At 71.8% G+C, this 12,170-nt stretch carries 11 protein-coding genes; 7 read left to right on the top strand and 4 right to left on the bottom strand.

What is annotated here, in order from left to right; genetic code table 11:
• The first annotated feature begins 210 nt into the window (after positions 1–210).
• A complete protein-coding gene (locus ABZY20_RS22625) occupies positions 211–1,062 on the top strand; it encodes a sulfurtransferase (protein ID WP_356443327.1) in 852 nt (283 codons plus the stop codon).
• A 217-nt stretch (positions 1,063–1,279) separates the two neighbouring features.
• On the opposite strand, the gene sepH is transcribed toward ABZY20_RS22625, so the two are convergent.
• From sepH to ABZY20_RS22610, 3 genes are all read right to left on the bottom strand, one after another.
• Positions 1,280–2,317, bottom strand: coding sequence for a septation protein SepH (gene sepH / locus ABZY20_RS22620; protein WP_356443326.1), 1,038 nt, complete (start codon positions 2,315–2,317; stop codon positions 1,280–1,282).
• 691 nt (positions 2,318–3,008) lie between these two features.
• Positions 3,009–4,328, bottom strand: coding sequence for a D-arabinono-1,4-lactone oxidase (locus ABZY20_RS22615; protein WP_356443325.1), 1,320 nt, complete (start codon positions 4,326–4,328; stop codon positions 3,009–3,011).
• The gene (locus ABZY20_RS22610) at positions 4,288–5,526 is read right to left on the bottom strand and encodes an MFS transporter (protein ID WP_356443324.1); all 1,239 of its coding nucleotides are present in this window, start codon (positions 5,524–5,526) and stop codon (positions 4,288–4,290) included. The genes ABZY20_RS22615 and ABZY20_RS22610 overlap by 41 nt, the downstream gene beginning before the upstream one ends.
• Positions 5,527–5,688: 162 nt before the next feature.
• Here ABZY20_RS22610 and ABZY20_RS22605 point away from each other — a divergent pair, with 162 nt between their 5' ends.
• Positions 5,689–6,816, top strand: coding sequence for a ferrochelatase (locus tag ABZY20_RS22605; RefSeq protein WP_356443323.1), 1,128 nt, complete (start codon positions 5,689–5,691; stop codon positions 6,814–6,816).
• Positions 6,817–6,824: 8 nt separating this feature from the next.
• The gene (locus ABZY20_RS22600) at positions 6,825–7,640 is read left to right on the top strand and encodes an inositol monophosphatase family protein (RefSeq protein WP_356443322.1); all 816 of its coding nucleotides are present in this window, start codon (positions 6,825–6,827) and stop codon (positions 7,638–7,640) included.
• Positions 7,641–7,770: 130 nt separating this feature from the next.
• Here the strand turns inward: ABZY20_RS22600 and ABZY20_RS22595 are convergent, their stop codons facing one another.
• Positions 7,771–7,944 carry a hypothetical protein gene (locus tag ABZY20_RS22595; protein WP_179272427.1) on the bottom strand — a complete coding sequence of 58 codons (174 nt, stop codon included), beginning with the start codon at positions 7,942–7,944 and terminating at the stop codon, positions 7,771–7,773.
• A gap of 435 nt (positions 7,945–8,379) precedes the next feature.
• On the opposite strand from ABZY20_RS22595, the gene ABZY20_RS22590 reads away from it, so the two are divergent.
• From ABZY20_RS22590 to ABZY20_RS22575, 4 genes are all read left to right on the top strand, one after another.
• Positions 8,380–9,033, top strand: a complete 654-nt coding sequence (locus ABZY20_RS22590) for a response regulator transcription factor (protein ID WP_003993508.1) — start codon at positions 8,380–8,382, stop codon at positions 9,031–9,033.
• A gap of 5 nt (positions 9,034–9,038) precedes the next feature.
• Entirely contained in the window at positions 9,039–10,271 is a 1,233-nt protein-coding gene (locus ABZY20_RS22585; RefSeq protein WP_356443321.1) for a HAMP domain-containing sensor histidine kinase, read from the top strand.
• Positions 10,272–10,676: 405 nt separating this feature from the next.
• Positions 10,677–10,973, top strand: a complete 297-nt coding sequence (locus tag ABZY20_RS22580; RefSeq protein WP_003993510.1) for a DUF4193 domain-containing protein — start codon at positions 10,677–10,679, stop codon at positions 10,971–10,973.
• 13 nt (positions 10,974–10,986) lie between these two features.
• Positions 10,987–11,952 (top strand): hypothetical protein, encoded by a 966-nt coding sequence (locus ABZY20_RS22575; RefSeq protein ID WP_356443320.1) that lies wholly within the window; start codon positions 10,987–10,989, stop codon positions 11,950–11,952.
• The last annotated feature ends 218 nt before the right edge of the window (positions 11,953–12,170 follow it).

The raw sequence follows: 12,170 nt of genomic DNA, 5'->3' as shown, positions 1-12,170 counted from the left end.
AGCCCTCGTGGGGCACGCCCTGGGGGCGGTTCTCGTCCGGGAGGATGCCCGATGTGCGGGGCGGTGTCCCTGGCGGCGCGCTTGTCGGAAGGTGTCGTTCAGCTGTACAGCACGTGCTTGTACCCGCACGCCCTGTGATCGACCCGGTCCGGCGGAGCAGAGTAGCCGGACAACGGCGGCTCGGCCACCCGGTGCGCGAGGATGGGGACCATGAACGCCATCATCTCCGCACCCGGCCTCGCGACCGAACTGTCGGGCCCCAACCCGCCGGTCCTGCTCGACGTCCGCTGGCAGCTCACCGCCGCCAAGGCGGCCGGTGAACCGCCATTCGACGGCCGGGCCGCGTACGCGTCGGGGCACCTGCCGGGAGCCGTTTTCGTGGACCTGGACCGGGAGTTGGCCTCCGCGCCGGGTGCGGGCGGCCGGCATCCGCTGCCCGACCTCGCGGTCTTCGGCGCCGCGATGCGCCGCGCGGGCGTGTCCGCCGGGACACCGGTGGTCGTCTACGACGGCGGCCAGGGCTGGGCGGCCGCCCGGGCGTGGTGGCTGCTGCGCTGGACGGGTCACCCGGACGTGCGGGTCCTCGACGGCGGGTTGCCGTCCTGGGAGGGGCCGTTGGAGACGGCCGTGCCGACGCCAAAGGAGGGTGACTTCACGCCCGAGCCGGGGGCGACGGGGCTGCTCGACGCGGACGCCGCCGCCGAACTGGCTTGCTCCGGGGTGCTGCTGGACGCACGGGCGGGGGAGCGGTACCGGGGCGAGGTGGAGCCGATCGACCCGGTGGCCGGGCACATCCCGGGCGCGGTGTCGGCGCCCACCACGGAGAACGTGGGGCCGGACGGCCGTCTCCTGCCCGCCGAGGAACTCCGTCAGCGCTTCAAGAGGCTCGGCGCTTCGGGAAGTTCACGCGTCGGGGTGTACTGCGGCTCGGGTGTCTCCGCGGCCCACCAGGTCCTGGCGCTCGCGGTGGCGGGCATCCCCGCGGAGCTGTACGTGGGCTCTTGGTCGGAGTGGTCCTCGGATCCGGAGCGGCCGGTCGCGGTGGGGCCGGACCCCCGGTAGCTGCAGAGGCCGGTCGTGGTGGGGCCGGACCCCCGGTAGCCGAAGCGGCCGGTCGTGGTGGGGGCCGGACCCCCGGTAGCCGGAGCGGCCGGTCGTGGTGGGGCCGGACCCCCTCGGTAGCCGCAGAGGCCCGGCCGGACCTGCCCGCTCCGGCAAGTGCGCGCACGCGGAGGGCCGCGCCGTGCGGGGCGCGGCCCTCGGTCTGCCGGTGGTCCGGCTATTCCTGCTTCTTGCGCCGTGTGCCGAACACGATCTCGTCCCAGCTCGGCACGGCCGCTCTCCGGCCGGGGCGGACCCCGTCGGCCTCGGCCTGGCGGTCGGTGGCCCCGATGAGCCGGTCGCGGTGGCTGCCCACGGAGCGCGGCATGAGGACGTCCGCGTAGGCGGAACCGGCCGAGGCCGCGGGAGCCGGCGGCTCCTCCGCCTCGGGCTCGGCGACGATGGTCTCCTCCTCCGGCTCCGCGGCCGGGAGCTCCGGCACGACCAGGTCGCCGCGGAAGCTCGGCACCGCCTCCAGCAGGCTGGTGAGGGAGTCCCGCTCGCCGGTGCTCTCCTCGAGCGGTTCGGACGCCTGCGCGGGCAGGCTGGGACGCTCGCGGTCGGCGGAACGGTCCAGCGGTCTGTCGCGCGGCAGCCGGGCGATGCGCGGCACGAACGGGAAGCTGGGCTCGGGCGCGGCCAGGTCGTCGGACTCGCCGATCAGGGAGCGCGCCTCGTCGTCGACGGCCTGGACGAGCCGCCGGGGCGGGTCGTACGTCCAGCTCGCCGAGTGCGGTTCGCCCGCGACGCGGTAGACGAGCATGACTTCCCACGTGCCGTCGTCACGACGCCACGAGTCCCACTGCACGGTGTCCTTCTCGGCGCCGCGCAGCAGCAGCCGCTCCTGCACCGCTTCGCCCAGCGGCGGGCCGGAGTTCTCACCGGGGCGGCGGACGGGGGTCTTGCGGGCGCGCTCGGCCATGAAGGCGCGCTCGGCGAGCACCGGGCCCTCGAAGCGGCGGACGCGGTCCACGGGGATGCCGGCCATCTGCGCGACCTCTTCCGCGGTCGCGCCTGCACGTATACGGGCCTGGATGTCGCGGGGGCGGAGGTGGCTCTCCACCTCGATCTCGATCTGGCCGAGGCGGGGACGGTCGCCGCGCACGGCGGCGCGGAGCCGTTCGTCGATCGGAAGCGTGTACTCCGTGCTGTCCGCAGCCTTCAGCACCAGCCGTGTGCCGTCATTCGAGACGGCCACGACACGCAGTTCGGGCATGGGGACCTCCCGGGTGGTGCCTGCCGACGTCACGTGCGTCGCTGCTTCCGCTAGTCGAGTGTGGCCTGCCCGGGTGCAGCCTGCCACAACCTTGCCGAGTTGCCCGGCGTGTCGGGCGGGGGCCCTGGATCGCCGTTATGGCACGGTTACCTGTTCGCAACGCTCAGTGACGAATCCTGTCACCCTGCGCAACTAGCCCCCTCCCGGCGGTCCTTAACGGCCCCGGGCACCCTGACGGGAGACCGGACCCAGGGCTCGCCACAGTACTCCATTTGGGCCACGTGCGTGGATTGGCACGCCGCCCAACTTCTGGCAAGAGGGGGGACTTGGCCGTCCTCTGCCCCGATTCCCCGATCTTGAACGTGGGGAACTTCACCTCATCGCCTGAACCGGAATCACGGGTTTCGGTCGCACGTCCCCTTCCCGCGCAGGTGAACGACCCTGCGCGGACCAGGCGGGCGAGGTTCAAAGGCGCGGCAGGTCGCCGGGTCGGTGGCCGCGGCGGCGGCGCAAGGGCCTCCGTCATGCGGAGGGTTCACCGGGGGCGACGCCTGCCGCGCCCGGCCCCGGGCGGCGGGGGACCGGTGCCCGCAGCGGTCGTGGCCTTCGGCGTCAGCATGGCCGAAAACCGCCCATGGGTGGTCGTCGTGCCACGACCTCCGCGGCGGCCCCGGCGCGACAGCCGGCCGGCCTACGCCCCCAGAACCCTCCGCAAGTAGTCGTTCTGGAACCGCCGGTCGGGATCGAGGCGATCCCGCAGCGCCGTGAACTCGCCGAAGCGCGGATACACCCGGGAGAAGTACTCGGCGTCGCGGGTGTGCATCTTGCCCCAGTGCGGTCGGCCCTCATGAGCGACGAAGATGCGTTCGGCGGAGGTGAAGTACCGCTGATACGGAGTGCCCTGGAACATGTGGACGGCGATGTAGGCGCTGTCCCTGCCGGAGGCGGTGGACAGGGTGATGTCGTCGGCCGGGGCGGTGCGCACCTCGACGGGGAAGCTGACCCTGAGGCCGGAGCGGTCGACCATCGCCTTCAGCTCGCGCAGCGCGTCGGCGACCGCCGCGCGCGGAACGGCGAACTCCATCTCCACGAACCGCACCCGGCGCGGGGACGTGAACACCTTGTAGGGGATGTCCGTGTAGGTCCGCGCGGACAGGGCCTTGCTGGAGATCTGCGCGATCGCGGGGATCGTGGCGGGCACCGCGCGGCCGACCCAGTTGGCCACCTGGAAGACCCCGTTGGACAGGAACTCGTCCTCGAACCAGCTCTTGAGCTGCGGCACGGGCCTCTCCGGGCCGGCGCTGCGGTTGTTGCGCTTGGTGTTGGTGCTGCCGGTGTGCGGGAACCAGTAGAACTCGAAGTGCTCGTTCTCGGCCCACAGTTCCTCGAACTCGGAGAGGACCCGCTCGAACGGCATCGGCTCCTCGCGGGCCGTGAGCAGGAAGACCGGCTCGATCGCGAAGGTGATCGCCGTGACGATGCCCAGGGCGCCCAGGCCGATGCGGGCGGCCGCGAAGACCTCCGGGTTCTCCTTCTCGGAACAGGTCAGGACCGAGCCGTCGGCGGTGACCAGTTCCAGGCCCTTGATCTGGGCGGCGATCGAAGCGGAGTCGCGACCGGTGCCGTGGGTGCCGGTACTCGTGGCCCCGGAGACCGTCTGCTCCATGATGTCGCCCATGTTCGTGAGCGACAGGCCCTCACGGGCGAGGGCTATGTTGAGCCTCTTGAGCGGGGTGCCGGCCTCCACCGTGACCGTCATGTTCTCCCGGTCGATGTCACGTATGCCGGTCAGCAGTTGAGGGCGGATCAACACGCCGTCGGTCGCGGCTATGGACGTGAAGGAGTGCCCCGTTCCCACGGCCTTCACCTTCAGCCCGTCCTCGGCGGCCCGCCGCACCGCGGCGGCCAGCTCGTCGACGGACGCCGGGGTGACCTCCCGCGCGGGGCGCGCGGAGACGTTGCCGCCCCAGTTACGCCACGTGCCGTTCTTTCCGTTCGCTGTGCTGCTCAACGGAGCCTCCCCGACCCGGCGCCGGTCGCTTGAGCCGGCGGTACCCGAGGAAACCCACCGCGACCGCGACGGCCCCGGACACCACCGGGACCCCGTAGCCCGCGCGCGCCCCGGCCGCGTCGATCACCCAGCCGGCCGCGGAGGAGCCGAGCGCGACCCCGACCGCGAGCCCGGTGCTCACCCAGGTCATGCCCTCGGTGAGCTGCGCACGTGGTACGTGCTCCTCGATGAGGGACATCGTCGTGATCATCGTCGGAGCGATGGACAGTCCCGCAACGAACAGCGCCACGGCCAGAGACGGCAAGTTTCCGACCAGTAGGAGGGGGATCATACTCACGGCCATGGCGCACACGCCCAGCAGCCAGCGACGCTCCGGCGCCCCCGCGAAGTGCAGCAGCCCGAACACCATGCCCGCCGCACAGGAGCCGGCCGCGTACAGCGCGAGGACGACGCTCGCGGCGGCCTTGTGCCCCTCCTCCTCGGCGAACGCCACGGTCACCACGTCGACCGCCCCGAAGATCGCCCCGGTGGCGACGAACGTGGCCACCAGGACCTGCAGCCCCGCCGCCCGCAGCGCGCTGCCGCCGCCCTTGCGCTCGCGCGGGTGCGGCGGCGGTTCGGTGGCGCGTTGCGCGGTCAGCCAGAAGACGCCGACGGCCAGGAAGCAGGCGGCGAGCAGCGGGCCGGCCTCCGGGAACCAGGCCGTGGACAGGCCGATGGAGATGATCGGCCCGAAGATGAAGCACACCTCGTCCACCACGGACTCGAAGGAGTACGCGGTGTGCAGCTTCGGCGTGCCCCGGTACAGCACCGCCCAGCGCGCCCTGATCATCGCGCCGACGCTCGGCACGCAGCCGATGCCGACGCACGCCGCGTACAGCACCCAGTCCGGCCACCCGTAGTGCGCCGCCACCAGCAGGGCCGCCGCGGCCACCAGCGCGACCAGCGTCGCCGGGCGCAGCACGCGCCGCTGCCCGTACTGGTCGACCAGCCGGGAGACCTGAGGCCCGGCCACGGCGGCGGACAGCGCGATGGTCGCCGACAGCGCACCGGCCAGTCCGTACCGCCCGGTGAGCTGGGAGACCATCGTGACCACGCCGATGCCCATCATCGACAGCGGCATCCGGCCGAGGAAGCCCGCGGCGGAGAAACCCTTGGTGCCGGGGGCGGCGAACAGGGCGCGGTAGGGGCTGGGCAACGAAGGCTCCGGAAAAGGCTCAGTAAGCTGCGAGCGCAGTCGACACAGCTTACGTCCCGGGCCGTCCCCGTGCACCCGTCCGGGGTACTCCCGACCGGCCGCCCGCGCCCGTGTCCCCCCGTGGTTTTCCCGCTGTCAGTGCAGGGTGGCAGGATCGGAGTCATGCCAGACGCGCGTGATGTGAGCCCCTACGACGCCCTGCTCCTGCTCTCCTTCGGTGGCCCGGAGGGCCCGGACGACGTGGTCCCGTTCCTGGAGAACGTGACGCGCGGGCGCGGCATCCCCAAGGAGCGCCTCAAGGAGGTGGGGCAGCACTACTTCCTGTTCGGCGGGGTCAGCCCGATCAACGACCAGAACCGGGCCCTGCTGGAGGCGCTGCGCGAGGACTTCGCCGAGCACGGCCTGGATCTGCCGGTGTACTGGGGCAACCGCAACTGGGCGCCGTATCTGACGGACACCCTGCGCGAGATGGTCCGAGACGGGCACCGGCGGGTGCTGGTCCTGGCCACCAGCGCCTATGCGTCGTACTCGGGCTGCCGTCAGTACCGCGAGAACCTGGCCGACGCGCTGGCGGCGCTGCAGAGCGAGGGTCTGGAGCCGCCGGTGATCGACAAGCTGCGGCACTACTTCAACCACCCGGGCTTCGTGGAGCCCATGATCGACGGGGTGGTGCGGTCCCTGGCCGAGCTGCCCGAGGACGTCCGCGACGGCGCGCACATCGCCTTCTCCACGCACTCGATCCCGACGGCCTCCGCCGACACCTCCGGCCCCGTGGAGGGCCACGGCGACGGCGGCGCCTATGTGCGGCAGCACCTGGACGTGGCGAAGCTGATCGCCGACGCCGTCCGCGAGCGCACCGGTGTCGATCATCCCTGGCAGCTGGTCTACCAGTCCCGCTCCGGCGCCCCGCACATTCCGTGGCTGGAGCCGGACATCTGCGACCACCTGGAGGAACGGCACGCGGCCGGCGTCCCGGCGGTGGTGATCGCCCCCATCGGCTTCGTCTCCGACCACATGGAGGTCCTCTACGACCTGGACACCGAGGCCAGGGCCAAGGCGGAGGAACTGGGCCTTGCGATGCGCCGCTCGGCCACCGTCGGCGACGACCCGCGCTTCGCCGCCGCCATCCGCGACCTCGTCCTGGAACGCGCCGCGGTCGAGCGCGGACAGCAGGTCACCCCCTGCGCCCTGGGCTCCCTCGGGGCGAGTCACCAGCTGTGCCCGGTCGGCTGCTGCCCGGCCCGCGCGCCCCGGCCCGCCGCCGCGGGCGCCGACAGCCCCTACGCGTGAGGAACCCCGTGACCGACCCCCTGCACACGGACCTGCTCGAACTCGCCCAGGAGGCCGCCCGCCGCGCCGGCGCGCTGCTCCGGGACGGCCGTCCCGCCGACCTCGCGGTCGCCGCCACCAAGTCCAGCCCCATCGACGTGGTCACGGAGATGGACATCGCGGCGGAGAAGCTGATCACCGGCCTGATCGCCGAACGCCGCCCGGACGACGGCTTCCTCGGCGAGGAGGGCGGCTCCACCGAGGGCACGAGCGGCGTCCGCTGGGTGATCGACCCGCTCGACGGCACGGTCAACTACCTGTACGGCCTGCCCACCTGGGCCGTCTCCATCGCCGCCGAACAGGACGGCGAGACTGTCGTCGGCGTGGTCGCGGCCCCGATGCGCGGCGAGACGTTCCACGCCGTGCGCGGCGCCGGAGCCCGGGCCACGGGCGCCTGGGAGGGGGAGCGCGAGCTGGCCTGCCGTCCCGCGCCGCCCCTGGACCAGGCGCTGGTCTCCACGGGCTTCAACTACGTCCACGAGGTTCGCGCCCACCAGGCCGAGGTGGCCCGGCGGCTGATCCCGCTGGTGCGCGACATCCGGCGCTCGGGCTCGGCCGCGGTCGACCTGTGCGACCTGGCCGCCGGACGCCTCGACGGCTACTACGAGCGCGGTCTGCACGCCTGGGACCTCGCGGCGGGCGACCTGATCGCCCGGGAGGCGGGCGTGCTGACCGGTGGACGCCCCGGAGAGCGCCCGTCGGGCGATCTGACGGTCGCCGGTACGCCGGGTGTCTTCGAGCCCCTCCAGCGCCTCCTGGAGGACTTCGGCGCCTGGCACGACTGAGAGCCGTTCCGCCCGCGGACCCGCGGGCGGACGGTGGCCGGCGGCACGCTGAACACCGCGTGAACACGGCCGCGAACGACGGAGCGGGCCCCGGCGCTGGATTCGCCGGGGCCCGCTTCCTGCCGCCTGATCAGACGCTCGTCGCGCCGACCTCCACACCGTGCTCGGCGGCGAGACGGCGCAGGTCGTCGAGCTCACCCTGCTCCACCTCGACGAGGAACTCGTCGCCCTCGTCGCGAGCCCGGGACAGATCGGACTCGGTCGCCCTTATGCGCTGCAGAAGTCCTGCGGTGAATGCGTCCATGCTGCGCCCCCTCGTCCTGGGTCGTGGGTCGATGGCACCGGGGTGTGCCTGCCGGAAGGGACGATCACGTCTCGTGTGGATGCCCGGCGCCGCTCGGCCGGGCGGCGACGATGCCGGACACCCACGCCCGCCCTGCGGAAAAGCGGAGTGCGTGCACCGCATGGATGTGCGGTACCGGCAGAGCGTGATCGTGGGATGTAAAGCCGTCCTCCCCAAGCTCCCATTCCCGGAAACCTCACCCGGGGAGAAAATCTCCGCTTCCCGCCCCGGGCCCGGTTTGCTCGCGCCGCCCGGCTCCGCCCCACCCGCCTTACCTCCGACTTATGACCGAAAAGGGCAGGATGGAGGGCAACACACCGAGACACCGTCGAAGACCCCTGCCCGCGTCCGCCCCCACGAGCGCTGCGCGGGCGGACATGAGGAAGGACCAAGGACGTGCGCGTACTCGTCGTCGAGGACGAGCAACTGCTCGCCGATGCGGTGGCCACCGGACTGCGCCGGGAGGCCATGGCCGTCGACGTCGTGTACGACGGTGCGGCCGCCTTGGAGCGCATCGGCGTCAACGACTACGACGTGGTCGTCCTCGACCGCGACCTCCCGCTCGTGCACGGCGACGACGTCTGCCGCAAGATCGTCGAGCTCGGCATGCCCACGCGCGTGCTGATGCTCACGGCCTCCGGCGACGTCAGCGACCGGGTCGAGGGCCTGGAGATCGGCGCCGACGACTACCTGCCCAAGCCGTTCGCGTTCAGCGAGCTCATCGCCCGCGTGCGGGCCCTGGGCCGGCGCACCAGCGTGCCCCTGCCGCCCGTGCTGGAGCGCGCCGGGATCAAGCTCGACCCCAACCGCCGCGAAGTGTTCCGCGACGGCAAGGAGGTCCAGCTCGCACCCAAGGAGTTCGCCGTGCTGGAGGTGCTGATGCGCAGCGAGGGCGCCGTCGTCTCGGCGGAGCAGCTCCTGGAGAAGGCCTGGGACGAGAACACCGACCCGTTCACGAACGTCGTGCGCGTGACGGTCATGACCCTGCGCCGCAAGCTGGGCGAGCCGCCCGTCATCGTCACCGTCCCCGGCTCCGGCTACCGGATCTGATACCCGTGGCCGCGACCCCCGCGCCTCCGCAGGCGCCCCCGAAGCCCACCTGGGACCCCAGAAGACCCGTCCCGCCGTTCCCGTGGCTGCGCCCGACCATCCGCATACGGCTCACGCTGCTCTACGGCGGCATGTTCCTCATCGCCGGCATCCTGCTGCTGTCGATCATCTACCTGCTCGCCGCGCAGGCATTGAACGTGGGCAGCGACCTGCCCTTCAAGATCGTCGAGGGCAAGGTCACCAGCAACAGCTGCAACCTGCCCGACCAGGCCTCGCCCAGCGAGTTCAACGACGCCATGAACAGCTGCGTCAACGAGCAGCGCAGGCACGCCCTGGACAGCCTGCTCAGCCGCTCGCTGCTGGCGCTGCTGGGCCTGGCGGTCATCGCCTTCGCCTTCGGCTACGCCATGGCCGGGCGCGTGCTGTCGCCGCTGGGCCGGATCACCCGCACCGCCCGCGCGGTGGCGGGCTCGGACCTGTCCCGCCGGATCGAGCTGGACGGCCCCGACGACGAGCTGAAGGAGCTGGCGGACACCTTCGACGACATGCTGGAGCGGCTGCAGCGCGCCTTCACCGCCCAGCAGCGCTTCGTCGGCAACGCCTCGCACGAGCTGAGAACGCCGCTGGCGATCAACCGCACCCTCCTGGAGGTGCACCTGTCCGACCCGGGGGCGCCGGTGGAGCTCCAGCAGCTCGGCAAGACCCTGCTGGCCACCAACGAACGCAGCGAGCAGCTCGTGGAGGGCCTGCTGCTGCTCGCCCGCAGCGACAACCAGATCGTCGAGCGGGGCCCGGTGGATCTCGCCGAGGTCGCCGGGCAGGCCATCGACCAGGTGCACGCCGAGGCCGAGAGCAAGGGCGTGACCATCCGCGGCGAGCAGAAACCCGCCGTCGTCCAGGGCAACGGCGTCCTGCTGGAGCGCATCGCGCTGAACCTGGTGCAGAACGCCGTGCGCTACAACGTCCCCGAGGACGGCTGGGTCGAGGTCACCACCGACGTCCAGCACGGCCAGGCGGTCCTGGTCGTCTCCAACACGGGCCCGGTCGTGCCGGCGTACGAGATCGACAATCTCTTCGAGCCGTTCAGGCGGTTGCGCACGGAACGGACGGGCAGTGACAAGGGGGTCGGACTCGGTCTGTCCATCGTCCGGTCCGTGGCCCGGGCGCACGGCGGGCACATCTACGCCCAGCCGCGCGAGGGAGGAGGACTCGTCATGCGAGTCACACTGCCGATCTGAGATCATGTCGCCGATCAACTCGGCGGCACACGGGGATGTTCGCTTTGCGCTGAATTTCGCAGAGTCCGCCGCGCGGGTCCCGTGTGTGATCGATCACAGAGGCGCCTTTCCGGACATCCACTCTCCGTGATCATGCACCCTGTCGGAAAGCCGGGAAAATCCCGGTTTTCGGGGGTCTTGATCACGGGAAGTACACGGTGAGACGCCTTTGTAGTGCGGCATTCGGACCGTGTACGGTCCCCATCGCCATCCAAGCCGATCACTCGTGAGGAGTCCGGTTGGGTGTCGATTGAGTAACAGACCTTGATGTGAGGCAAAATCTCCGCCTCAGGTCGGGCACAAGTCCGGCCTCTCACGCGTTACGTGCGCTGGAGACACCGCAGACACCCAGAGGGGGAGAGCGACATGGCAACCGATTACGACACTCCACGCAAGACCGACGACGACGTCGACTCGGACAGCCTCGAAGAACTCAAGGCACGGCGAAACGACAAGTCGGCCTCGGCCGTGGATGTCGATGAGTTCGAGGCCGCAGAGGGACTCGAGCTGCCCGGAGCCGACCTGTCCAATGAGGAGCTGGCCGTCCGGGTGCTCCCGAAGCAGCAGGACGAGTTCACGTGCATGAGCTGCTTCCTGGTGCACCACCGCAGCCAGCTGGCCCGGGAGAAGAACGGTCAGCCGATCTGCCGCGACTGCGACTGAGGACGGGTCGGCCGTGACTGGCTCGACCCCTCCCTGGAAGCGCCGCTTTTCCCGGCGGAAAGCGGACGAAGGGCCGATCGACGGCCCGCAGTACGGCGTACGTGACAACGAGCGGGGCTCAACCGGCACGGGGGCGGCCTCGCTCGAACCGGCAACGGACCGGGGTGACCTCCCGGCGTCCGTGGACGTCCCCGCACCCGTCGCCCGACGGCGGGCGGGGGCGATCCGTGAGCGGGCCAGGGAAGGCGCCCGCAGAGGCGGTGACCGGGCGCGGGCGGGACTCGCGTACCTCGCCGACCGGATCATCGAGCTGGCCCCGCGGGTCCCCGTACGGGACCTGGCGACCCTGCGCAGGCAGTTCCCCGGCCTGGGGCCCGAGGAGCTCGCCGACAAGCTCGTCGCGGGGGCGGCGAAGGCGACGGCGACGGTGGGAGCCGGCGTCGGTGCGGCGGCCATGCTGCCCGTGCCCCCCGCGATGCCGACGGAACTGGCCGCCGAGATCACCGGCGTCGCCGCGATCGAGCTGAAGCTGATCGCCGAGCTCCACGAGGTGTACGGCGTGCGGCCGGCCGGCAACCTCAAGCAGCGCAGCACCGCGTACCTCGACTCGTGGTCGGGGGAGCGCGGCGTCGACGCGACCAAGCCTTCGACGTTCAGCGTGGCGCTGAACAGCCGCATGAAGCACGAACTGCGCCAGCGGATCATGAAGCGGATGGTCCGCAACATGCCCAACCTCCTGCCGTTCCTGGTGGGCGCGGCGGTGGGCGCGGCCATGAACCGCAGCGAGACCAGAAAGCTCGCCGGCCGGATCCGCAGCGACCTGCGCAAGATCCAGGTGCCCTGGGAGGCCCTGGAGGCCCTCCCCGCCCTGGAACGCCCGGCGGACGCCCTGGAGATCGGCGAGATCACCCACGACCCGCTGGGCCGCCACCCCGGCGGTGAACCCGACGGCACTCTCCGTGGACCGGGCGCCGGCTGACGGGGCGGAGAGCGGAACGGCTCACGCCGTGACGTGCGGAGGCGGCGAGCGTCTAAGGCCGGTACGGGGTGCTGGTCCGCGGACGGCCGGTGCGAACGTCCGCGCACGGTGAATCGGGCGGGGCGGATGGGGTGAGGGAGGGGCGGCCGGGTGGGCTGACGTAACAGGCCGTGCGGGGGCGAAGCACGAAGCACGCCGCGCGCCGACGGGTGTGCCGG

It is taken from the genome of Streptomyces sp. NPDC006624 (genome assembly GCF_040611555.1).
Lineage (GTDB): Bacteria > Actinomycetota > Actinomycetes > Streptomycetales > Streptomycetaceae > Streptomyces.
The sequence above is the reverse complement of the archived record's forward strand: the minus strand, read 5'-3'. Positions and strand labels throughout refer to the sequence as shown.